The sequence below is a fragment of the Reichenbachiella ulvae genome (assembly GCF_025833875.1).
Taxonomy (GTDB): domain Bacteria; phylum Bacteroidota; class Bacteroidia; order Cytophagales; family Cyclobacteriaceae; genus Reichenbachiella; species Reichenbachiella ulvae.
Window position 1 is genome coordinate 1,103,136 of record NZ_JAOYOD010000001.1, and the last position, 24,430, is coordinate 1,127,565.

The following is a 24,430-nucleotide window of genomic DNA, read 5'->3' on the forward strand; positions in this document are numbered from 1 at the left end:
AAAATGTAATTTCGAGCCAAATAGCTATTTATATGACATCCAGAATTGTAGATATACCCAAAATATTTCGATGTGATTTTACCGGAGCTTATTTTGATAAATGCATCAAATGTGAAAGCGACTTGATGCGAGGGGATCGACCTTATATCATCGAGAAAGCATTGAAACCATATGGTAGTTATGATTCCTACTCGACGCTTTTCGAATATGCGATGTGCATGAACTGCGCTGAGAGCATGAAAACAATGATGTCAAAAGACTCAATGGCCAAGTTGATGGAGTTTTTTGCTCAAAACATGGACTTGAACAAGCATCGGCATCAAATGAATGAAGCCTATCCCTTACAGGCTTATAAATGGATCGAAAACTGTATAGTTTCTGGTAAAGCTGTTTCTGAAGTCTCAGAATGTCAGATTTATGCGGCCTGTGTTGGCGATCAATTGGTCTTTTCTGAGTTTCCATACATGGTGGCAGGTTCTGTGTTGGATCAGATGGTCGAACTACTTTCAGCTGAAACTAAGGATGAACTGGATGGATTCAAAGATGAATATGTTGATGGACCTTCAGAATTTCAGGATTTACTACAATCAGGACCAAAGGTTTTCATTTGAAGCGATGCAGTAAGCCTTTAGCCCGGATCAAGCATTAATATTAAAATCATCATATAGCGCTATGTTCAAAGTGCAATCTTATATTTGCTTCTTTTTTTCAACAAAAGTCCTAACTTTAGAATTAATCAAACGATATCAATTCATGAAGAAATCAATCAGTTATTACATAATAGCGCTTTTCATGGTGCTCGGGCAGGTAGCTACTGCTCAAACCACTAGTCTAAATGAAGCATTTAAGAATGCCTACAGAGGGGGAATCTCGGATTACAAAAAAGGAGATTACAAAGGTGCTGTGGAGAATTTTCAGGAAGCTCTGAAATACAGGAGCACTCATGAAAACTCCTGGTACTATGCAGGTCTTTCATTCGTAGCGGATCAAAATCCTGATCGTGCGATCTATTGTTTCAAGAAGTTGGAGTCCATTAATCCTGATTATAACCCGATGCTTTATAAACACATAGCTGATGCATATGTGAATATGGAGCAACTATCGAAAGCACAGGATTATTACCAGAAATTTTATGATATGACTCCAGATGAGCCAAAAGAAATGGCTACTAAACATTTGGCAAAAAACAGGATCGAGTATGCTAAGAGAAGCCCTGAGATCAGAGCATCCAGCAATAGCACGGAACAACCTAAGCCACTTACCAAAGTGAATTCTGAACTACATGACTACACTCCACAGGTTAATCCAACTGGTACCAGACTTTACTTTACCAGTGTTAGACAAGGTGGGTTTGACTATATCAAAGATAGTTCTCGTTTGACCAATTTTGGGGAGGATGTCTATTTCTCAAGTTTTGAGAACAATGAATGGCAAGAACCAGAATTGATGCCAGAGCCAATTAATTCGATGTCTGATGATTTTGGGTCATCATTCACTGGAGATGGTTTGACTATGGTGTATGTAAGATGTGGTCGTGAAGAAAGCATTGGAGGATGCGATCTGTACATTTCTTATTTTGAAAATGGAAAATGGACCGAACCAAAGAATATGGGTAATGTGGTGAACAGCGAGGCATGGGATTCTCAGCCTACCATTAGTTCTGACGGTACCAGAATCATTTTTTCTTCTACCCGAGATGGAGGTTATGGGGATTCAGACCTCTATATGACTACTTTAAATCAATATGGTCAATGGGGTATACCTTGTAACCTGGGAAGTATTGTAAACACTCCTTTAAGTGATAAGAGTCCGTATTTGGCATCTGATGGTAAGTCTCTGTATTATGCTTCGGAAGGACATCCAGGATATGGTCAATCGGATATATTTTATTCCTTGTTTGAAAATGAGAAATGGGGGATACCAATCAATGTAGGGGCGCCAATTAATTCTTCTGGTGATGACACCAATTTTAGTATTTCGGCTTCTGGTATGGGCTATTTTGCCTCTTCTAGGTTAGATGAAGGTAACTTCGATATTTTCGAAATGGAGCTGCCTGATCATCTAAAGCCAAAACCATCTGTTGTAGTACAGGGTATAGTGGCCAATGCCAACAATTCGGCTCCAATTGGTGCGGTTGTTTTGGTTGAAGATTTGGAAACTGGAGAATTGATCGCCTTGAATAAAAGTAATGATGAGACTGGAGAGTATTTGATTGTATTGCCTGCAGGTCGTAGCTATAGTGTGTCTGCTACCAAGGAGGGGTATTTCTTTTACTCACAGAGTTTTGATCTACCTGAAGATGCGAGCTATGCAGAAATCGAAAAGGATATCTTGCTAGAGCCGATAGAAAAAGGAACCAAGGTGGTATTGAACAATATCTTTTTTGAGTCAGGTCGTGCAGAGCTTAAACCAATCTCCTATGTGGAATTGAATAAGGCAGTTCAGCTGTTGAAAGACAATGAATCCATGGTGATCGAAGTAGGTGGATATACAGATAATGTGGGTGCTGAAGATGCCAATCAAAGATTGTCACAGGCTAGAGCGAATGCCGTAGTTGATTACATGGTATTGGCGGGGATAGAGCAGAGCAGACTTCAGTCTAAAGGTTATGGAGAATCCAACCCAATCGCAGACAATAGTACACCTGAAGGCCGAACAGCCAATCGACGTACCGAATTTGTTATTGTAGAATTTTAAATACGGGCCGTCTCATAGAGACGGCTTTTTTGTTTCTAAATATTGTCATCTATTGAATAATATTTGGTTAACTTTCATTTGAGGTATCAAAGAATGCAGCAATTTCATAGTCCCTCTTTTAATCAGCTATTAGTTAAATATTTATTCGAGATCACCCAATAGAGGATGGAAAGATTGGTTTTGAAAGGTGTGTGCTGTCTGAATAGTTTTATCAGGAAGGGTTTACTTGGCTTAATTGCGATGCTGGGTTGTTTTACAATGGCCTATAGCGATGATGTTCAAGCAATAGGAGACTTAACCGACTATAGTATCTATCAATGGACAGCTAAAGACGGTCTCACTTCTAATAACATTACTTCAGTTTATCAGGACTCCAGAGGACTTATCTGGTTGACCTCCTTTAATGGTGTCATGATCTATGATACGGAAAGAATCGAGGTATACGATAAAAATCATTTTCCTTTTCTCGACAATGATGGTTTCCACAGTGTATCTGAATTGTCTGACAGTACAGTGCTACTTGGCTCACAGGGAAATGGTATTATTAAATTTAAGAATGGACAGTTTGATAAACTCAACATCTCCCAGGGACCTGAGCCAAAATCTATTAGATGCATCCTGGTAGATGAGAATGATAATATTTACACCGGTACTGATAATCTGGGCTTGATCAAAATAAGTGGAAATAATAGTCAAAGTATTCTTGAAGAAGAATTAGGGAAGCTGACCATTAAATCTATCTGCAAGGGCAAGAATGGAGCGATATGGATAGGTACAGAGGGGCAGGGAGTATATTCTATCAGTGCAACTGATACGTTGCATTTTGGAGTAAAAGACGGACTACACAGCAATACAATCAATGCACTAGGAGTAGACGCGTATGGAAGAATACATGTCGGAAACAATGGGGGGTATCAGGTAATTGATGCAGCCAATAATGTTCTGAGCTATCCTGAGCTCAAAGACATCTATGTCAATACACTGTTTCTTGATAATGAAGGAGCAGTTTGGTTAGGTTCTGAGTTAGGTGTATTCAAGTTTCATGAAGACAGTAGAAAACTGAGTAAACTTGCCTCCAAAAGAGGGGTCGATTTGGTGCGAATTTCTAAGATTACTTCTGATAATGAAGGGAACATTTGGGTCTCTTCCAATAGATCTGGGCTCATGAGATTCAAGGAAAGTTTAGTTAGTACCATATTGAAGCCCACAATCTCTGGGGATAGAATATTTGTAGTCTATGAGTCTCAAGATGGTAGGAGGTTTGTGACGACTGATCAACCTTATATCGATATATGTGATTCCGTTTGCCAAAGACTTGAGCTCAAATCCAATTTGTATGACAATGGGGTTAGAGATATACTATTTGATTCAGACAGTAGTTTGTGGTTTGCCACTTATGGTGGCATGATTCACTACCAGGATGGAGAAGAGAGCGTATATGATATCAATGAAGGTATGCCTGCCAATAATTTTAGAGTAGTTCATAAAGACCAGTTTGGAAACTATTGGTTTGGGAGCAGGTCTGGTGGATTGGTCAAATTCAGAGATGGTGAGATCAAGCAGATATATAATCGCGACAATGGACTAGAATCAAATTTTATTTTATCCATTGAGGAGTCTGCAGCAGGCAATCTTTATTTGGGTACTCATAGTGGTGGGTTGACAGTTTTGAGTCCAGATGGTGATATGAAGATTTACCATCTCAAGGAGGACGATTCTGGTGTCTTGTTTTTCAATATTGATTTGAATGAGGATGGAACGGCATTACTGGCGTCCACGATTGGTATTGTGTATTTCGATGGTAAGAACCTTGATCTAGTTCAATTAAAATATGATCCAATTAGTAGAACCTTTTTTGATATCATAAAAGATGACTTTGGTAGTATTTGGGTGACGTCAAACAAAGGGGTCCTGCGTATTAGTACAAAAGAATTTGAGGCCTACAAAAGAGGAGAGATTTCAGAGCTTGGGTATCAGGTTTTGGACGAAAATGACGGCATGTACAATGAAGAATGTACAGGTGCCACTCGAGCAACTAAAATGAAAGATGGTCGAATTATGATTCCTACTTTAGCGGGCGTGTGTGTGCTGGATCCTAGAAAAATGAGCGATGAAGTTTATGTTCCTAATGTGATTATTAGACATATGATTGCTGATCAGGAAACGGAATTGGCTATCATAACTCAGGAAGAGCTAGAAGTAAATCCTGAGGTGAAAAGATTGGCTTTTCAGTTTGCTGCATTGAGCTTTTTGTCTCCGGAAAGGAATGTATATAAGTACATGTTGAAAGGGTTTGATAGTCAATGGAGTGAGCCTACCACTCTTGGTGAGATTGAATACACCAATTTAAGGCCAGGAGAATACACCTTTCAGGTTATGGCAAGTCATGATGGAGAACATTGGAGTTCAGAACCAGCCTCTCTTCAGTTTATTGTCAAGCCATATTTTTATGAAACTATATGGTTTTTGCTTCTTGTAGCCATTTTCGTGTTCTTGCTTATATGGGCGATATATGAATGGAGGCTTTCATTTATCAATCGTCAAAACAAAGAGCTGAAAAAAGTAAATGAAGAGTTGGATCGCTTTGTTTATAGTGCTTCGCACGAAATGCGTTCTCCGTTGTCCTCTATTTTGGGATTGGTGCATATAGCACGTTCGGATAAGTCTGGTGATTTAAATATGTATTTCAATCACATTGAGTCCAGCGTGATGCGTTTGGATGATTTCATAAAGGATATAATAGATTATTCGAGAAATGCTCGCCTGGGTGTGATTAGCCAGGAAATAGACTTGAGGGAGTTAATTGATAGCATTCTACACGGGATTAGTTTTACGGAAAACTATAAAATAATTAGTCATAATATAGATATTCCTGAAGGGCTAATATTCAATTCGGATCGTGGAAGACTGAAGATAGTTTTGAGTAATTTGATTACCAATGCCTTTAAGCATCATGCTCCTGATAAGGTGAAGAATCCATGGGTAAGTATCAAAGTTGAAAAGTTGTTGGAGGGAATCAGAATTGAAATTCAGGATAATGGATTGGGTATTGACCCGAAACATATCAGTGATATATTCAAGATGTTCTATAGAGCTACAACTCTCAATGACGGATCAGGATTAGGGTTGTATATGGTTAAGGAAATTATTGCCAAGTTGAATGGAACAGTAGATGTCCATTCAGAATTACAAAAGGGAACTACTTTTGAGGTTTATATTCCAGAATTGCCTGCCAAGGATTAAAATTGAATGGTAACTTAGGTAAACTACTTATTGTAACTTTGGTTAATAACGGTTTACTTTGAATACACAATCCGTAATTAGGGACTAAATGAAACCAAACATCTTTTTTATAGGCTTCAGGATATTTCTTGTATGCTTTTCATGTTTGTTTCTTCTCAATACCGTTCTTCCTGAAATCTTTATATCTAATCATGATTTTGCTATTGAAAATAGTGACCTGGATGAGAAGGAATCGGAAGAGAAAAATGAGGAATTGAAGGAAAAACTACAAGTAGAGTCTCCTCTTCTTTATCAACTTGTGTTCCTAGTAGATTTCAATATGGCCGAAAAGGCCTTTTGCCACTATCTTTTTAAACTTTCGGAGAGGTGCCAAACGGTGCTTAACCCACCCCCAGATCATTTTTTATTAGCTTAGAGCTAACCTTAATTTTTATAAGAAATTGATTTCAAATTTTGCTCAAGTAGCAATTAATAACGCACTTTAATGAATGATTCACATAAGTCAGGATTCCTGTCGAATATCAGCAGGGACCTGCCAGCTAGTATAGTTGTTTTTTTGGTGGCAGTGCCACTTTGTTTAGGGATTGCGCTTGCCTCAGGAGCGCCACTTTTTTCTGGAATTATTGCAGGGATTGTAGGGGGTATTGTGGTTGGACTTATTTCAGGTTCTAGTCTTGGGGTAAGTGGTCCGGCCGCAGGTTTGGCAGTAATAGTTCTTAATTCAATCACAGAATTAGGAAGTTTTGAGAATTTTCTACTTGCAGTCGTGATTGCAGGTGTATTACAGATAGTTTTGGGGATTGCCAAAGCAGGGGTTTTAGGTTATTATCTACCCTCATCGGTGATCAAAGGTATGCTTTCGGGTATCGGAGTTATCATCATCTTAAAACAAATCCCACATGCTTTTGGGTATGACGCTGATCCAGAAGGAGACATGGATTTCTTTCAGCCTGATGGTCACAATACATTTTCTGAGATACTTTATGCCTTTGAAAATATTACTCCAGGCGCAGTAATTATTGGCTTTTTGGGACTGGCCATTTTAATCCTGTGGGAAAGGCCTTTTATGAAGAAAATGACCTTTACCAAATATGTCAATGGTCCACTGGTGGCAGTAGCTGTGGGTATTGTTTTGAATTTGGTGTTTGAGTCTATCCCTACCTTATCTCTACATGGTGATCATGTGGTAACTATACCAGTGACTACTTCATTTGATGAGTTCCTTGGTTTGTTTGCAACGCCTAATTGGTCTATGATCGGTGAAAAGCAAATATATATTGTCGCGTTTACCATAGCGGTGGTTGCCAGTTTGGAAACCTTGCTGAGTGTAGAGGCAGCTGATAAATTGGATCCAGAAAGAAGAATCACACCAACCAATAGAGAATTGGTGGCACAGGGGATTGGGAATTCAGTTTCAGGGTTGATAGGTGGTTTGCCTGTTACTCAGGTGATCGTGAGGAGTTCTGCCAATATCCAATCAGGAGGTAAAACAAAGGCTTCTGCTGTCTTTCATGGTATTTTCCTCATGATATGTGCATTGGCGGTTCCTCAGGTTCTGAATATGATTCCATTGGCCAGTTTGGCTGCAGTATTGATAGTGGTAGGGTTCAAATTAGTTAAGCCATCCATGTTTGTGGAAATGTATAAAACAGGTAACGATCAGTTTTATTCTTACATTATTACAATTCTAGGACTTGTATTTACAGATCTTCTGATGGGAATCGGGATGGGGCTTGTAGTAGCAATTATGTTTATTCTGTGGAATAACTTCAAAACCCCATATCATTTTGATCCAGATCATGTGAAGGAAGGGCAGCCTATCACAATAGCCTTGTCGGACAATGTGACTTTCTTGAATAAGGCAAGTATCATAAAGACTTTTAATGTGCTACCCGATGATAGCGAAGTAATCATTGATGCCACGCGAACCCAGGAAATACATTGGGATGTGATGGAGCTGATAGAAGATTTTAAAATCAATAGCAAAAACAGAGGAATTGATTTAAAATTGGTCGGGTTTGATCATTTTAAGACCGGAGTATCAGAAGAAGTGTTTCATGCACATTTTTCTGAGAGCAACGGAAAAAAATAGCAAGCTTCTATATTTACTACTACGAAGAGGTATTGCAGACTGCCCTGATTTTCAGGGCAGTTTTTTTTAATCTACCTCGGCAGTTTCTAACTTCATGTTAGATTGATATTTATGTAGTTTGAATTTGCCAACTGTAGATTTCAATTCACTGGCTTTGTCTCTACAAACCTGAGTTTTGTTCATGAATACCTCCATACCAGAAGCCAATTGAGAAGCAGAACTCGCGATTTGTTCTGATCCAGCAGCACTTTCTTCTGCAATGATGATTACGTTTTCATTGCTACTCACCATAAAATTGATGTTATGTGTTTGATTCTGTGCCGTATCCAAAATCTCTTTTGAATTAACAGAGGTTTCCTTCGACGAATCAGACAAGGTTTCGAATACTTTGGCCACTTCCACGGAGGCTTTAACCCCCGTTTTTACGTTCTTATTCATGGTCAGCATCAGATCCTGAGCAGAGGCGGTGTCTGTTTGTACATCGCTTACCAAATCTGCAATCTCGTTTACCGATTTTCTGGCTCCTTCAGCAAGCTTTCTGATTTCTTCTGCTACTACTGCAAATCCTCTTCCAGATTCACCTGCCTGAGCGGCTTCTATCGCCGCATTAAGCGCCAAAAGGTTTGTTTGAGAAGCAATACCAGTAATGATACCAAGGACCCTTTCGATCTCCTGAGACCTGTTGGTCAAGATTTCCATTGAGTCTTTTACCTGATTGGCAGATTGTGCCGCAGTGTCAATGATTTTGATCAATTCGTCAATACTCTGTCTACCCTTCGAACTGCTTTCCAATCCTTTGGTAGCAGACTCATCGATCATCTTGGACAAATTGGCCATGTGGTCAAAGGATCTCTTTATATTTTCAATCGTGGAAGAAGATTCTTCAATTTTTAGCAATTGATTTTGAGCACCCTGGTTCATTTCGCCAATCGCTGATGAAATTTCGCTGTAAGAAATATTCATCTCACTACCATGACTCAAGATCTCAGTCGTATGATTGTCAACAGTATTGGTGGTTGTCTGAACTTCTGAAATAAGGTCGTGAAGATTTTTGATGGCTGCATTCAGACTGTCGATCAACGCTTTCAAATCACCTTTGGCATCTCCGTGGTACTCCACTGTCAGATTACCAGCAGCCAGACCTTCAATAAGTACTTTTAATTCTGAAATAGGAGTCCTGATATTGGATAGCAAATGATTGATGGCCTGACTCAAATGCTTCCATGCACCTTGCTTTTGATCCACTTCAATTTGCAAGTTCAAATTACCTTGTTCTCCAGCTTCCTTCACCACCTGCTCAAATTCATCCACGGTTAGTTTGAGTTTGGCACGAAGATTCAGCAAGGATTGTCCTAGCTGATCTTCCTCGCTCAATGTCTCAAAGGACGTGTCAAGGTTTCCTTGTTCGATATGGCTAGCAAATTCTGAAGCTCTTAGAAGGTTTTGATCAAGGACATGAAGATTTTGAATGGCTTTAGTCAATTCATCATTCCCAGTTCGGGCATAGGTCAAATTCAATTTGCCTAAAGAAAGGTCCTTGGCTATTTCTAGAATTCTTTGAATCGGAAGCGTAATTTTCTTGTTGGTCAACCAAATGGCAATTCCGATAATTAATAGATTCAATCCAATCAAGATATATTGGATCACATCTAAGAAACTTTGCTTTTCCTTATTTTCTCGGACATAAGATTGAACCAAAGCATTGAATTGTTTCAACATGTCTGTAGCACTTGAAGCAATAGCTTGAGCGGACTCATTGATTTCTGCTGTATTCTTCTGTTTGAGTACGCTATTAACATGATTGAAATAGGGTAACCATAGATTTTCTGTTTTTGAAAAGATATCCATGGAAGCACTAGAGGTAGGAGGGAGTAATGTGCCTTCAGGGTGTCCTGGTGCCTGGCCTCCATTTTTTAGGGCGCTAAGGGATTTGTTACAAAGTTCAGCTGCTTTCTGAAGGTTTTCTTTGGCTGATGGGTCTCCGATAGCCACTAGTTGAGAATAAAAAGCTATTCTTTGAGACAACATTCGCTGTCTGCCCGCTACATCTACCACTAACGTGTCAGCGGCTTGCTGGTTTCTGTAGTGAGATATGATGTAAAAATTGATAACAGAGAGCAAGAGAAAAAGGATAGGAATCAAACTGATCTTTACCCCCAAGCTCAAATTGTTAATAGCGTTCATTATCCTCCTGATCATAATTAATTCGTCGTTTTATCAGTCATCACACATGCGTGTAATGTTATTTCTTGTAATTGTAATCTTTCCGGTAATGCTGCTTAATGTCGTGCAATTTACGATGATGTCACTTCTGATAAAAGAAAGTAAAAGAATCAATTTTATTTAATGCAATAGTGTTGCAAAAAGTCTAATATTGCCACCGATATGCAATTTTCAGAACTAAAGAATTTTCTCAAGCAACACAAGCTCAGGGTAACTGATTGTAGGTTAGATGTTTTACAATTATTTAAATCAAAAAAACATGCTTTGACAAGTAGGGTTTTGGAGGATGAGCTGACTGGATATGATCGTGTGACCTTGTTTAGAACACTTAATACTTTCATTGAAGCAGGTATAGTTCATAAAATACCGGATGATTCTGGTGTGGCTAGGTATGGCGTCTGTGATAGCAAGTGTGATGCAGAAGCCCATCATCATGATCACGTTCATTTCAAATGCGATGAGTGCGGCAATGTAGATTGTCTGCCGACACATCATGTTCCTCGAATTGAGATCCCAGGCTATATAATAAAGGACTCAAACATGATTCTAAATGGTTTGTGTAGAGCTTGTAATGGTTGACAGAACATGAAGTGGATTTTAATAGTTAACCTGGTCTTATTGTCAATTTTTTCTCATGCTCAGTCTCGTCTTGAGGGCAGGGTGATCGATGAAGAAACTAAGGAGGGGATTCCTGGTGTAATCGTTGAGATACATGAGTTGGAGCGTGGGGTGTTGACTAATCCTGATGGGTATTTCTATTGGGATGGCATTCGAAAGGCCAACTATCATTTACATTTTAGTTATTTGGGTTATCAGGCGGTTACGCGGGTCATAGGAGCGGATGAATTCGATGAATTGATAGAGGTGAGGTTAAAGCCTACGTCATTGGAGTTGAACGAAGTGCTCATCGAATCCAATCATTATAAAACTGGCCCTAAAGAACAGACCCTTTCAATGGAAATCTTGGATACCGATTTCTTATTGAAGAATCGTAAAGGCTCTTTTGTAGGTTCTTTAGAGAATCTGCCAGGAGTCAACACCATCAATACTGGTGTGGGAATATCAAAACCCGTTATTCGTGGCATGAGCTTCAACCGTGTCATTGTCAATGACAAAGGAATAAAACAGGAAGGACAACAGTGGGGTAGTGATCATGGTTTGGAGATCGATATGTTCGAGCCTGGTAGGGTAGAAGTAGTTAAAGGTCCCTCGTCACTCCAATATGGCTCAGACGGGTTAGGAGGTGTGATTAATATCTTTCCGCCAGCTGTACCCAATTCTGATGGGCATAAGGGGACCCTCCAACTCTTGTACAAATCTAATAACCATCTATTGGGTACATCCACGAGCATAGAAGGTAAAATGAATGCCTTTGTATACCGAGCAAGGTTTAGTACGCAGGACTTTGGAGACTACCGTGTACCAGCGGATGAGTTTAATTATAATGGCACTATCAACCCAATATTTGATGAACATCTGAAAAATACGGCTGGACGAGAAAGGAATTTTAGCCTCATGGCTGGAGTAAAAAAGGATTGGGGACATTCTACGCTTACCATTAGTAATTTCCAACAGCGAGTGGGATTGTTTCCAGGTGTGGTGGGGATACAGGGACTATACCAATTAGATCCTGACGGAAATAGAAGGAATATCGATCAGCCACGGCAAGAAACGGATCATTTCAAGGTGATTTCTAACACCAATTTGCTTTTAGGAAGGAATTGGCTTGAATTAGACCTGGGCTATCAAAGAAATCTCCGAAAGGAAATATCTCAACCCCACAATGGTCAGCTGGTAACAGGCGACCCTAATTTGGCCTTGCATTTGGACTTGCAGACTGTCACGCTCAATGCTCGATATTATTTGCATCAACATGCCGATCATAGTCGAACTGTAGGCATTCAGGGTCAATATCAGGTCAATCAAGTCAAAGGATTTGAACATCTGATACCTGACTATAAGTCGTCGGCCATTGGAGCCTATCTATACGAAGAACATAGTTGGTGGGAGCATATGACACTTACAGGAGGGTTGAGAATCGATTATGCCAATAGGAATATATCGAGTTTTCGCCAACCTATAGTGGATGCGGATCAAAATGTGATACGCTATTATGAGAGAAATCCCGAAGTAGACAGAAATTTCGGGAATTACTCGGCTGCTATAGGTCTTTCCTATTATCCGAGCAGTTCTTTCAACGCCAAGTTGAATATTGGTAGTAGTTATAAAGTGCCTTCAGCAAATGAGTTGAGCATTAATGGGATTCATCATGGGACTTTTAGACATGAATTGGGGGATGCTGATCTTGAGTCAGAAAGAGGCTGGCAAGGGGATTTGAGCCTGAGCTATCAGAAATCAAACCTTAGTTTAGTGGTAACTCCATTCGCCTCTTATTTTACCAATTTTATTTATTTATCACCTTCCCCACAGTTTTCTACAAGTTTGGATGAGGATGCGTTTTTTGAAAGTACCCAGGTTTTTCAATACAAGCAGCATGATGCCTTTTTTGCTGGATCAGAGGTGACGCTAGAGTTTCATCCAATAGATCAATTGCACTGGCAGACTGCTTTCGAATACATCTACAACTATAATTTGGAGACCTATCTTCCACTGCCCCTGACTCCTCCCGCTTCCCTATTTTCAGAGCTTGATTATGAATGGGAGTTTGGAAGTAAGGGAATGAAGGATCTAGAAATTGGTTTAAATGCCAAATGGGTCTGGGATCAAAACAGGGTAGATAGAAATGAGAGAGTTACCGAAGGGTACTTCGTTTTGGGAGCCACGCTTGGAACCGGATTTAGGCTGGGGAATCAGGAAGTCAATTTGTTCCTTTCGGCTAGCAATCTGTTAGACCAGACTTATATGAATCACTTGAGTCGATATAGACTCCTGAATTTGCCAGAACAGGGGCGCAATTTTTCTGTGTCCCTTCATATACCATTGTTTAATCATTCAAAATCAACATAATAAAATGAAGAAGAATTCATTGTTACTTTTAGGCGCTTTTGCATTATTTGCTTGTGAATCAGATAATAATGTTCCCGATCTTACAGCTCCGGTAATAACACTAGTAGAACCCCATGAAGGTGATTTGGTAGAAGCTGGGTCGCATATTCATGTGATAGGAACGGTTACAGATGACGAAGATTTGGGGATGCTCAATATTACTGTTCATGATAACTTTAATGGCCATGGCCATGGTCGAAAATTGGCTGCATTCTCCATTAACCAAAGCTTGTCTATGACGGGTACTTTATTTGATCTGGATCATGAGATATTGGTTGCGGAAGATGCAACTGCTGGCCCTTACCACGTCGTATTACAAGCCACTGATGCGGTCGGTAACGGGACATCATTTGAGGATGGATCAAGTCAAGAGAGAGAAATATGGATTACCAATACATCCATGGCGATCACGCATTTTGAAAATGAATTAGGTGAAGAGGTGACTCATTATGAAGCCACTGCAGGGGCTGCATTAAGTTTTTATGGTTTGATCGAAGATCAAGTAGGAACCATTGAGCATGTGACTGTATATGTAGAACATTTGGAACTTGCGGATCATGATCACAGTCATGCCAGGACCTTAGCTGAGACGGCTGTATACGAAAAGGATTTTGAACTAGGAGGAGTTGAGTCAGTTCGGATAGAGGACCTTTTGGCCAATGAGAGTATTATAGTGTCACAGGATTACCTGGATCAATTGGCAACAGATGAGCATTTGTCGCTGATTATTCTGAGTAAAGATACGGATGGGAACTTTTCGCGATTCTCAATAGAACTTCATTTTGACTAATCTATCTTAAAAGAACTTACTGTCGAAATTGACAAGGAAGAGTTCGCTCTTGGCACGTGTCATTGCGGTGTAGGACCACCTGATGAAATCTTGCGGATCGAACTCTTCTCCTAAATACCCTTGATCCACAAATACTGCGTCCCACTGACCACCTTGTGATTTGTGACAGGTCAGGGCATAGGCATATTTGATCTGGAGTGCGTTGAGATAGGGATCCTCCTTCATGGCCTCTTTCTGTTTACCTTTTGGTAAATCCTGATAATCCTTCAATACACTTTGATACAAGGTTAAATTTTGTTCGCGATTGAGTGATGGACTGTACATGTGAAGACCGTCCAAAATCACTTTGACTTCAAATGGATTTACATCAGGGTAGTCTACGAGTTGGATTTCTAAATCGGCAAATCTGAATCCGTGAATTTCTTCGTCCCTTTTGATCTTTCTCACCTCAATAAAATCACCATTAGCCAGGAAACCAGATGGTACTTCATCTGTCGCAAAATTGTAGTTGTTTCTAGAGATCATTAGTAGATCGCCTGCCTCTAGTTCTTCTTCCCGATAGAGTAGATTGTTACGGATATAATGATTGTACATCACCGCATTTTTGTTAGACCTACAGATAATAAGCGTATTTTCTATCCCGTACTTGTCATGGGCATATCTGAGGCCGTCTTCTAGCCGTTCGGCGGTCATTCGAAATATATCCGGGTGTTTCTGGGTATGAAGCTTTATCAATTGATCTTTGGTGCCTAGTACATTTCTCAATGAGGTGGCATTTACCAGGATGCCACTTCCTTCAGCTTGCCTGGTGATTTCGGTCAGCTGCGTACCAAATACATTCAGTCGGTAAACTTCCTTGAGATAGTCAGGATCCAGTGCTAAGCTTTTGTCCTGTTTGACAGGAGGGAGCTGTGCAATATCCCCAATCAGTATCAACTTGTTGTTTTCCTTTTCGAAAACATAGCTGATCAAATCTGCCAATAGATTTCCTCCTTGATAATCACTCTCAGAACTGATCATGGAGGCCTCATCTACTATGAAAACAGTGTTGCTCTGGTAGTTTTTGGTTTTGCTAAAGACAGGGCCGTGATCATCCTTGCCGGATTTGGTTTTGTATATTCGCTTGTGGATAGTAAATGCTGTTCTTTTGGAATATTGACTAATAACCTTAGCGGCCCTACCGGTAGGAGCTAATAGAACGAAACGGTAATTAAATAAAGGTAGAACTTTAACCAATGCTCCGACAATGGTGGTTTTACCCGTACCAGCATAGCCTTGCAGTACAAAGGTGGGTTTTTCATGTTTGGCTTCAATGAAGCGATCAAATTCTTCAAACATGGCCAGCTGGCTTGCAGTTGGTTCATGCTCAAATTTGTTTTTTAGTATATCGGAGGGTAGCGGCAATATATCCTTGTTTGTGGTATTGTTCGAAAAACCTTTAACTTCCCATCCATTGGGAAGTGCAATGATAAGAATCGGCTTTCATGTCAAGTGAAGAAATCAAAAGTATTTTTGGACAAAGGGTAAGAGTCCGTGTCATGGGCTTGTATAGACGTCAAGACCAGCTGCTATTGTTGAGGCACCGAGGACTCAATGAAGCCAACGAACTATGGTTGCCACCAGGAGGTGGGGTTGAGTTTGGCGAAGGGCTGGAAGAGGCGCTTATACGTGAGTTTAATGAGGAGATAGGAGTAGAGGCAAAAGTCGGTGAGTTTTTGTTCTTTTCAGAATTCAAGTCTGGTGAATTACATGCCATTGAGCTGTTTTTTTCTGTGGACACTGTGGAAGGTGATCTTCAATTAGGTTTTGATCCTGAAATGGAAGGGGGGCAAGTGATAGATCAATACAAATTGATGGGAATAGAAGAAATAAAAAAACTTCCAAAGGGTTGCTTTCATCCTGTGTTTCAGAACCTTCGAAATCTTGACGAATTGTTCAGATATCAGGGATTTTTTAATTTTAGAAATAATGTCTAAAATAGCGCCACCTTAAAAAAAGAATTACTTTAAAAATATTTATACTTGCAAAAAATTGAATCAAGGATGGAGAAAACTAAAATCATATCTATTGTCTTTTTTATAATCTCACTTCTTCTAGCAGCATATCTAGGAAAGAGTATTTTTACCTCTATTGATCAGGCTGAGAGTATTGAGAGAGGAGAAAAAGCGGTAATACAAAAGTTGTCTATGATCAGAGAAGCTCAAATCGCTTATCAGTCTGTGAATGGTAACTACACTAGTGATTGGGATAAATTAAAATCTTTCATAGATACAGGTAAGTTCTATTTGGTAGATAGAGTAGAGCATATCATCACTTTGGATTATGGTGCGGATAGTGTTTATGTAGAATTCGATACATTGGGAACAGTTTTAGTTAAGGATTCAGTTTTTTCTGCTAAAAAATACCCTAAGTTTAATTTAGAAACACTTTCAAAAGTTCCTGGAAAGGATGCAGAGTTTGAAATGTGGGCTGACGAAATTGAAAAGAGTGGAGTTAAAATAGATGTGGTTGAAGTTAAAAACCCTGCACCTATTGACCCTGCTAGAAAAGAAGAGAATGAAGCCAGAACTAGGAAACCTCTTAGATTTGGTTCTAGAACTAATGTAACAACAGCTGGTAACTGGGAATAAAAACTTTGGAGACAACAAAATCCACGTTATACAAATTAGTATCAAGAGTAAAAGACAATAGATTCGATGTAGATAAACTACACGACTATTGTCTTTTATTGCAAATAGGAATTAGAGATATACAGGTGTGTGTCACTGACTCCAAGGATAATTCTTGCCTATTGGTTGAGGATTTTCTGCTTTTGGAGATCAAGACCGTGAATGCTAGATTGAAAGCATTGGCGAACCTATTTGAAAACCATCATTTGCTTAAAGCAGGGTTTTGGAAATCAGTGAAACTATCGCTGAAAAGTCATAAATTTTCTTTGGTGCCTTCTTCGCATTTTATTCCTGATTCTATTGGGGAATACTTGAAGTTGAACTGTGTAGTCAACCCGAATGTTGAGGGCGAATATTATTATCAGCACAAGTCGTCTAATGTTGTCAATGCTTTCGCCGCTGACAAACGCCTGGTGAGCTGGGTGGAGTCTCTCTATCCCGCTATTGATGTAACTGTGATGCATCAGGGCAGTTCTTTGATAGAAGCTATTCTTAGACAAAAGGGGGCTACTGAAGGTAAGAATGTGTATTGCATTCTTGACAGAAATGTGCTTCACGTATTTGTGTCTCAAAGCAGTCAGCTTTATTACTACAACCAGTTTTCTATCAAATCCAGTAAGGAGTTGTTGAAATATACTATGCTGGTTTTCAAAGAATTTGAATTGGATCAGCGTACCCAGCCCGTCGTGTTTTGGGGTAGTCTTTCTGAAAAAGGTGAATCTTTGGCGCTGTTAAGGAAATACATTAGAAATGTGAATTTGGGCAAGAAACCTGGTTTCTTAAGGTTCAATTACATGTTTGATGAGATTCCTGATCATCATCATATCGATCTGTTCAGTATGCACCTTTGCGACTAAATCGCGACGAGATGGCAGCTGATAAGAAAATAGCAATGTTTCCTGGTTCTTTTGATCCCTTCACCAAGGGGCATGAGGACATCGTGCGTAGAGCTTCTGCTCTCTTTGATGAGATTATCATTGCCATTGGTCATAATTCCAAGAAGCAGAGATACTTCGAAATTGATTACATGATTGATAGGATTGAATCAACTTTTGCTGATGATCCCAGTATATCTGTTATTACCTACAATGAATTGACTGCTTCTCTTGCAGAAAAGTATAATGCCAATTATTTGCTGAGAGGATTAAGAAATACCACAGATTTCGAATATGAGAACAGCATCGCACAGGTCAATCGATACCTGAATGATAAATTAGAGACTGTCTTTCTCATTACCTCACCTGAATGGGCACACATCAGCTCGACAATTATCAGAGAAGTGCACAAATATGATGGAGACATCAGCCCTTTTGTACCTTATGAGGTGTAATTAGCCTTAGGTCAATACCTTGTCCTGTAAGCTCCTATGTTTTTTGATGACTTGCTCTATCGTTCTATATGAATGAAACATCGCTACATCTACTTCTGAACGACTCATGAAAATGGCAGCATCTATATTCTCCTCCTTTTGTGGTTTTATTTTGCTGTCATCCAGGCAATGCATTCGATACCAATGTGTCTTTTTTAGCACATATTTTTGTTTCATCAGGTAAGTGTGCCAGGTCGAGCAGATCTTTTCTATGATTTCCACCTTGGCACCTGTTTCTTCCTCTACTTCACGGATCGCACCTTCTCTGGTCTTTTCATTCTTTTCCAATTTCCCTTTTGGGATATCCCAGAGATCGTTTCTATGAATCAACAATATCTTCTTTCCTTTTTCTACTACTCCACCAGCAGCTTCGACTAGGTTGAAATGGGAAACAAGGTAGTTTCTAGCCGTTTCTTTATCCTGAACCACTATTTCTACACTTTTGATTTTTTGGTGTTTCTTGTTGGTCATGATTTTGAGCAACTTGTCGATAGCACTATCAGGTTTGTTTTCCAGCAATACATGACCTTTCAATTTGGCAAGCGGAATCAATGTCTCGGAATCATCCAGAATGAGGTCGTAAAACTTGAGAGGTTTCTTTCTCTTGTCTCTGATCCTTACTGGGATTTCGTTCATGTATATTTTCATAAGAAAAGGAATATGTACTAGTCGTACAATATTAGAAAAGTCTAGAGAATATAATTGACAGAAAAGCTTAAAGTTTTGCTATTTTCGCAGCATGAGTAATCAAGGATCTAACGTGGCACTACGATCAAGAATCGCATCGGAGTTGCTCAAAATCAAAGCTATTAAGTTAAGTCCCTCGGAACCATTCAAATGGAGCTCGGGATGGAACTCACCCATCTACTGCGACAATCGTATGACCTTGTCCTATCCTGATCTGCGTACCATGATCAAGAATGCCTTCGTGCAGGATATCAAATTGCGCTACCCAGAGGTAGAGGTAATTGCCGGTGTTGCGACAGCTGGTATCCCTCAGGGAGCGATCATTGCCGAAAACATGAATCTTCCCTTTATCTACGTGAGAGATAAGGCCAAAGCGCACGGTACGGCCAACAGGATCGAAGGTAAAATTCAGGAAGGAAAAAACGTAGTAGTGATTGAAGACTTGATCTCTACCGGAGGAAGTTCTATTAAGGCCATAGAAGCATTGAGAGAAGCTGGTATGAAGGTTTTAGGTCTTGCTGCCATATTCTCATATTGTTTCCCACAAGCTGATAAAAACCTGGAAGCTGCAGAGGTGGATTATTTTACTCTATCTGGATACGATGTCTTATTGGATATCGCAAAAAATGAAAAATACATTGAACCAGAAGCAATGGAATCTCTAGCTGCCTGGCGAAAGGATCCAGAAAATTGGAATGTCTGAAATACTTATTAAACGATATATGAGGCCCGCAGAGATGTGGGCTTTTTTTATTTTAGAATTTTTCAATCACGCCCAATCCGAATAAGGCAAAATCGTATTTGACCGGATCTTTTGGATCTAGTGTTCTTAAATTCTCGGTCAGCTCGGTGGCGGCTTGCCAGTCACTTTGCTTTCTGTTTAGCAATAACAGTTTTTGTGCCGTTCGTTGTACGTGAACGTCTAAGGGGCAAATGAGATTTTCTGGTTTTATATTTTTCCAGATTCCAAAATCAACCCCACAATGATCCTGTCTTACCATCCATCTCAAATACATGTTGAGCCTTTTGCAGGCTGATTTTCTGGCAGGTGTGGATACGTGTTTTTTAGTTCGGTCCGGGGCATATTCCAAGCTGAAAAAGTATTGATGGTAGTTTTTTAACATGGTCGATAAATCCACTTCTAAACCTTGAGTAAAAGCATGCTCCAGAGAATCATGTTGTTGATAATGATGCTTTAGAAAGGAAATGAAGTACAATGTATCCGTATAGTTAAATGTACGGTGCTTGAAATGAACAAAGGCTTTAAGATCCTGATCCGAATGATTGAGTACAAAATCATGAGGGGAGTTGTCCATCAAGGCCAGTAATTCGTGGCATTTGTTGATAATGGTTTTTCGCAAGCCCCAGGCCAGTGTGGCTGCAAACAAACCCGCAATCTCAATATCTTGCTTCTTGCTGTATTCGTGGGGAATACAAATCGGGTCATCTGCAATGAAGCCTGGCTGATTGTATTCTTCTACTTTTTGATCTAAAAATGTCTTGAGTTTTTGATCAATCATTTTTCGACATAAGAAGCCTGAACTGGGATTTTATAATCCAGAGCGCCCAATCCTAAGAATGCAGCATGTGAGATTCGAAGCATCACATTCTTGTTGAGCCCACTCTCAGGCAGATTGCCTACCACTCTTACATCCACTTCTTTACCATTCATTTGATTGATCACTTTCATCAATGTACCTGGAGGCGCGTCTCGATGTAGCGCGAGGTATTTGGTAGTGTGATCAGTATCCTCGATTTCCATCGCGAAACCTTCTTGCTTAATTTCTATTTTACCCTCCTGATTTACATTGGCAGTGGTTTTGATGGGAGAGTTATCGGTTTTGACAAAGATGGTGTCCAATGCTGCTTCTTTCTTTTTAACCTCTGCCAATTGGGGCGTCTTTTTAGTTGAATCAGCTTTTGTCGGTTTTGGAGCAACAACAAGTAGCTTTTGTCCAATGCTAAGGTTGTATGATTCCAGATTGTTCCATGCAACTAGCGAATCCAGATCTTGGTTGTATTTTTTCGAAATGGAAAACATGGTTTCAGATGGTGCTACAGTGTGGTACTGGCTGCTGTCCAATGTGGATGGTGCTGGAGTTAACTCTTCTGTAGGTTCTTCTGCCAGATCAGATTGTACCACCATGGATTTATCATTCAAACCTTCTAGCCAAAGCGTATCACCGACTCCTATGTTGTCAGAATTGAGTTTATTGTATTTTCTAAGAGAATCAAGAGCTAAGTTGTATTTCCTTGAGATGGAGAACAAGGTTTCAGAGCTTGCCACGATATGAAAACTTTTTTCCGTTCTTTCTTCCTGCTTATCAGGGGTGGTTTTTTCGGTCGGTGCAAGATCAACTCGGGCTTTTTGAATCCAAAGTGTATCACCAATTCCAATTTCATTGGAGCTCAATTGATTGATTTGGCGGATGGAGTCTACGGACATCTCGTATTTTCTGGAAATTGCGAAAAGCGTTTCTCCTGGTTGAACGATATGATACTTGTCAAAATCATCTGGGGTAGGGACTGTCGGTTTTTCTTCTTTATTTCGACTGAAGAGTCCTTTCTTTTCACCTGTTGGTATTTTGAGCACGGTAAACATCTTAAGGCCGTCATTCACCTCCGGATTGTACTTTCTGATTTCGTCTACTGAAACTCCGTATTTTCTGGAAATAGAAAACAGAGTCTCTTGAGGCTCTACTCTATGTATGATGAATTTTTGTCCTTTGATTTTCTCTGTACGCAGGCTGTCCATTGGAGAAGCTTGAGACACAAGTCCAATCAAAAGAAAAAAGAAGGTTAAGGTTACTTTATAATTCAATGACATTAAGCGTTTGTTTTCCTGTGACAAAGATGAGTTGATTATGACAAACAAAAAAGGTGTCTTTACCGATTCCTTTCAGCCCTTTGGCAAGCAAAAAGCTGTCCAGTAATGTGCCTTTGGTATCAAAAACAGAAAGGTAATTACAAACTGTCTCATCTTCCCTGGTATAATAGGATATGATCAGTTTTTCTGAATGTTTCAGAAATTCGCAGGAACGGAGTATTTCTTTGTTGTGCTTTTTAAATAGCTTCTGAAACCATTCGAAATAGCTGGACTGATTCGAATAAGCCACCGGAAATTGGGTTTTATACTCAGACTGAGTCTCAATAGGTTTTTTGTCTATAGATTCATTGTTTTTCAGATCTATGATTACTTTTTTACCCTGAAAATGTGGGTGCGGCAATTGCAGCCAGTCTGAGCCTACATCCAATATTTGTGTATTGATTTGGCTGTAAGTGGGGCTTGGGTTGTTCCATTCGAAACAATGTACTTCTACTGAATTTGGGTTGTTTTGATCTGAAAACCTTTGGGTTATGATCCTTTCTGAGGAGAAGCTCTTCAGAATGACCTGTTCGAATGACTTATCAAGTTTTAGTTCTTTCTTGATTTCTCGTGATTGCAGATCGATGAGATAAAAACTAGGCAATTCTCCATCGATAAACTCAATGGTTAGTTCGTTGCCCGAATTGGAGGGTAGCATATACATGATAGGCCCATTGACCTCTAATTCCAAATGTTGAAGGGCGTGATCCGTAGACAAAATATTTGTTTGCTGATGTTAAAAAAGACAAATTACGAAATTAATATTGCCAGAGACAAGGTTTCCAATCATCAATCCAATAGTAATATGAAAACCAACATTATTCCAATTCTATGTTTACTGCTAATGCCCCTTTTGAGTTGGGCTGAAGCCGACAGTACTTTAGTTTTCTTAATGAAACTGGATGCAGAAATTGATCCCCGAACCAATCGATATACAGAACTGGCCCTGGACAAGGCCGAAGAGATGAAGGCTGATTTGGTGGTGATCGAAATGGATACCTATGGAGGTGCATTGAATGATGCCGATGATATCAGAACCAGAGTGCTGGAATTGGAAATCCCCATATACGTTTTTATCAATAAGGATGCAGCTTCAGCAGGAGCATTGATTTCTATTGCTTGCGATAGTATATACATGGCCAAAGGGGCATCGATTGGAGCTGCTACTGTTGTGACACAGGACGGGAGTGCGGCACCAGACAAATACCAGTCATACATGCGCTCCATCATGCGCTCTACTGCTGAAGCGACCGGTAGAAATCCAAGAATAGCTGAAGCAATGGTAGATCAAACGATAGAGGTTGATAGTATCTCTACAGAAGGCAAGGTCATCACTTTCTCTACTTCTGAGGCCATCAAATATGGGTTTTGTGAAGCGCAGGTAGATGATCTTAAAGAAATCGTAAGTCGGTCTGGAATCGAAGAATATGAGTTGTATGAATACGAGCTGAGTATGTCTGAAAGAATTGTATCCATTTTCATCAATCCCTTTGTTAGTGGGATTTTGATTATGGTTATTCTGGGAGGCATTTATTTTGAATTACAGACACCAGGAGTGGGTTTTCCTATACTGGCCGCCCTAGTTGCATTGGTTTTATACTTTATTCCCTATTACATGAATGGGTTGGCAGAATATTGGGAGATGGCTCTTTTCTTTATCGGGCTGGTCTTGATTGCCTTAGAGATTTTTGTCATACCTGGGTTCGGCATAGCCGGCATCTCTGGAATATTCTTGTCAGTAGGCTCATTGGTGCTTATCATGGTCAACAATGACTTTTTTGATTTCTCTTTTGTACCAACTGGCAATATAGCTGTGGCTGCTATGACAGCTCTGCTAGGGTTGATTGGAGCATTTATAGTGATGTTCATTGGGGGAGTGAGGTTGACACAATCAAAAGCCTTTGATCGAATTGCATTGCCCAATGTTCTGGATTCAAAAGCGGGCTATACCTCAAATTTTAAAACAGAATCTTTCATAGGTAAGACGGGTAATACCTACACGATTTTGCGTCCCAGTGGTAAGGTGATGATTGAAGATGCTATCTATGATGCATCTAGTCGAGGGGAGTATATAGATAAGGATACAGAAATAGAAGTGATAGCCGAAGAAGGGAATTATTTAAAAGTAAGGCAAAAATCATGAGAAGGACATTGACCTTTTTGTTGTTTTGTGTGTCTCCATTAATGGGTTTGGCTCAAGAAGAGCGCATCAACGAACTGTTGGATGCCTGGCATCAAGCCGCTAGCGAAGCGAATGCAGATTCATATTTTGACTTACTTGCTGATGATGGATATTTTTTAGGCACTGACTCCTCAGAAGTTTGGACCAAAGAAGAGTTCTATGGTTTCAGCAAACCTTACTTTGATAAAGGCAAAGCCTGGAGTTTCAAAGCGACAAGGAGAAAGGTCTTTTTTTCATCGAATGAAAAAGTAGCCTGGTTCGAAGAAACCTTAGATACCTGGATGGGACCCTGTAGGGGATCTGGAGTTTTGGAAAAGGAAAAAGGAGAGTGGAAGCTCAAGCAATACAATTTGGCTGTATTGGTAGCGAATGATGACATTCAGGAATATTTGAAAATACTAAAAGGGAAAAGTGCGGATGAATAAGTTAAAGCTATTGATGGTTGTCTATTGGGGTATGTTCGCATGTGCTTTATGGGCCTTTTATGTTAGTCTCCGTAGTGAAACCCAACAACTCGAATACTCCCTGATTGCATTCGGAGTTTGGATATTGGCTTTTGGCCTCAATTGGTATATCAAACGATTGAAAAATCACGACAAGTAGTGA

General features: G+C 39.8%; 21 protein-coding genes. 15 read left to right on the forward strand and 6 right to left on the reverse strand.

Annotation, left to right across the window (positions count from 1 at the left end; all coding sequences use genetic code 11):
- The first annotated feature begins 32 nt into the window (after positions 1-32).
- The 4 genes from N7U62_RS04300 to N7U62_RS04315 all read left to right on the forward strand — a co-directional run bounded on the left by N7U62_RS04300 (position 33) and on the right by N7U62_RS04315 (position 8,032).
- Positions 33-611, forward strand: coding sequence for a hypothetical protein (locus N7U62_RS04300; protein WP_264136651.1), 579 nt, complete (start codon positions 33-35; stop codon positions 609-611).
- Positions 612-753: 142 nt separating this feature from the next.
- Positions 754-2,697, forward strand: a complete 1,944-nt coding sequence (locus tag N7U62_RS04305; RefSeq protein ID WP_264136652.1) for an OmpA family protein — start codon at positions 754-756, stop codon at positions 2,695-2,697.
- 165 nt (positions 2,698-2,862) lie between these two features.
- Positions 2,863-5,940: a sensor histidine kinase gene (locus N7U62_RS04310; protein ID WP_264136653.1), complete on the forward strand. Its 3,078-nt coding sequence runs from the start codon at positions 2,863-2,865 to the stop codon at positions 5,938-5,940.
- A 484-nt stretch (positions 5,941-6,424) separates the two neighbouring features.
- A complete protein-coding gene (locus N7U62_RS04315; RefSeq protein WP_264136654.1) occupies positions 6,425-8,032 on the forward strand; it encodes a SulP family inorganic anion transporter in 1,608 nt (535 codons plus the stop codon).
- Between the two features lie 66 nt (positions 8,033-8,098).
- Here N7U62_RS04315 and N7U62_RS04320 read toward each other — a convergent pair whose 3' ends face one another.
- On the reverse strand, positions 8,099-10,192 hold the full coding sequence (locus tag N7U62_RS04320) for a methyl-accepting chemotaxis protein (RefSeq protein ID WP_264136655.1): 2,094 nt from the start codon (positions 10,190-10,192) through the stop codon (positions 8,099-8,101).
- A gap of 225 nt (positions 10,193-10,417) precedes the next feature.
- Between N7U62_RS04320 and N7U62_RS04325 the strand changes: the two genes are divergently transcribed.
- Genes N7U62_RS04325 through N7U62_RS04335 form a run of 3 tightly spaced genes read left to right on the forward strand, consistent with a single transcriptional unit; the run spans position 10,418 to position 14,051 of the window.
- Positions 10,418-10,834: a Fur family transcriptional regulator gene (locus N7U62_RS04325; protein ID WP_264136656.1), complete on the forward strand. Its 417-nt coding sequence runs from the start codon at positions 10,418-10,420 to the stop codon at positions 10,832-10,834.
- 6 nt (positions 10,835-10,840) lie between these two features.
- The gene (locus tag N7U62_RS04330; RefSeq protein WP_264136657.1) at positions 10,841-13,222 is read left to right on the forward strand and encodes a TonB-dependent receptor; all 2,382 of its coding nucleotides are present in this window, start codon (positions 10,841-10,843) and stop codon (positions 13,220-13,222) included.
- A gap of 4 nt (positions 13,223-13,226) precedes the next feature.
- Positions 13,227-14,051, forward strand: a complete 825-nt coding sequence (locus N7U62_RS04335; RefSeq protein ID WP_264136658.1) for a DUF4625 domain-containing protein — start codon at positions 13,227-13,229, stop codon at positions 14,049-14,051.
- A 6-nt stretch (positions 14,052-14,057) separates the two neighbouring features.
- Here N7U62_RS04335 and N7U62_RS04340 read toward each other — a convergent pair whose 3' ends face one another.
- Entirely contained in the window at positions 14,058-15,389 is a 1,332-nt protein-coding gene (locus N7U62_RS04340) for an ATP-dependent DNA helicase (protein ID WP_264136659.1), read from the reverse strand.
- 146 nt (positions 15,390-15,535) lie between these two features.
- Between N7U62_RS04340 and N7U62_RS04345 the strand changes: the two genes are divergently transcribed.
- From N7U62_RS04345 to coaD, 4 genes are read left to right on the forward strand one after another with little or no spacing between them, the layout of a single operon-like run.
- Positions 15,536-16,027 (forward strand): NUDIX domain-containing protein, encoded by a 492-nt coding sequence (locus N7U62_RS04345; protein ID WP_264136660.1) that lies wholly within the window; start codon positions 15,536-15,538, stop codon positions 16,025-16,027.
- Between the two features lie 45 nt (positions 16,028-16,072).
- On the forward strand, positions 16,073-16,681 hold the full coding sequence (locus N7U62_RS04350; RefSeq protein WP_264136661.1) for a hypothetical protein: 609 nt from the start codon (positions 16,073-16,075) through the stop codon (positions 16,679-16,681).
- A gap of 5 nt (positions 16,682-16,686) precedes the next feature.
- Positions 16,687-17,577, forward strand: a complete 891-nt coding sequence (locus N7U62_RS04355) for a DUF3822 family protein (protein WP_264136662.1) — start codon at positions 16,687-16,689, stop codon at positions 17,575-17,577.
- A gap of 11 nt (positions 17,578-17,588) precedes the next feature.
- Complete coding sequence (gene coaD, locus N7U62_RS04360; protein WP_264136663.1) at positions 17,589-18,050, forward strand: pantetheine-phosphate adenylyltransferase; 462 nt, start codon at positions 17,589-17,591, stop codon at positions 18,048-18,050.
- A 6-nt stretch (positions 18,051-18,056) separates the two neighbouring features.
- On the opposite strand, the gene N7U62_RS04365 is transcribed toward coaD, so the two are convergent.
- Positions 18,057-18,737 (reverse strand): NUDIX hydrolase, encoded by a 681-nt coding sequence (locus tag N7U62_RS04365; RefSeq protein ID WP_264136664.1) that lies wholly within the window; start codon positions 18,735-18,737, stop codon positions 18,057-18,059.
- A 91-nt stretch (positions 18,738-18,828) separates the two neighbouring features.
- Here N7U62_RS04365 and pyrE point away from each other — a divergent pair, with 91 nt between their 5' ends.
- On the forward strand, positions 18,829-19,479 hold the full coding sequence (gene pyrE, locus N7U62_RS04370) for an orotate phosphoribosyltransferase (protein WP_264136665.1): 651 nt from the start codon (positions 18,829-18,831) through the stop codon (positions 19,477-19,479).
- A 52-nt stretch (positions 19,480-19,531) separates the two neighbouring features.
- Here the strand turns inward: pyrE and N7U62_RS04375 are convergent, their stop codons facing one another.
- From N7U62_RS04375 to N7U62_RS04385, 3 genes are read right to left on the reverse strand one after another with little or no spacing between them, the layout of a single operon-like run.
- A complete protein-coding gene (locus tag N7U62_RS04375; RefSeq protein WP_264136666.1) occupies positions 19,532-20,296 on the reverse strand; it encodes a TIGR02757 family protein in 765 nt (254 codons plus the stop codon).
- Complete coding sequence (locus N7U62_RS04380; RefSeq protein ID WP_264136667.1) at positions 20,293-21,597, reverse strand: LysM peptidoglycan-binding domain-containing protein; 1,305 nt, start codon at positions 21,595-21,597, stop codon at positions 20,293-20,295. The genes N7U62_RS04375 and N7U62_RS04380 overlap by 4 nt, the downstream gene beginning before the upstream one ends.
- Complete coding sequence (locus N7U62_RS04385) at positions 21,587-22,360, reverse strand: hypothetical protein (protein ID WP_264136668.1); 774 nt, start codon at positions 22,358-22,360, stop codon at positions 21,587-21,589. Before N7U62_RS04385 ends, N7U62_RS04380 begins: the two co-directional genes overlap by 11 nt.
- A gap of 15 nt (positions 22,361-22,375) precedes the next feature.
- On the opposite strand from N7U62_RS04385, the gene N7U62_RS04390 reads away from it, so the two are divergent.
- Genes N7U62_RS04390 through N7U62_RS04400 form a run of 3 tightly spaced genes read left to right on the forward strand, consistent with a single transcriptional unit; the run spans position 22,376 to position 24,427 of the window.
- Positions 22,376-23,785 (forward strand): NfeD family protein, encoded by a 1,410-nt coding sequence (locus N7U62_RS04390; RefSeq protein ID WP_264136669.1) that lies wholly within the window; start codon positions 22,376-22,378, stop codon positions 23,783-23,785.
- Positions 23,782-24,249, forward strand: a complete 468-nt coding sequence (locus N7U62_RS04395; RefSeq protein WP_264136670.1) for a nuclear transport factor 2 family protein — start codon at positions 23,782-23,784, stop codon at positions 24,247-24,249. The genes N7U62_RS04390 and N7U62_RS04395 overlap by 4 nt, the downstream gene beginning before the upstream one ends.
- On the forward strand, positions 24,242-24,427 hold the full coding sequence (locus N7U62_RS04400) for a hypothetical protein (RefSeq protein ID WP_264136671.1): 186 nt from the start codon (positions 24,242-24,244) through the stop codon (positions 24,425-24,427). Before N7U62_RS04395 ends, N7U62_RS04400 begins: the two co-directional genes overlap by 8 nt.
- Positions 24,428-24,430: the final 3 nt, after the last annotated feature.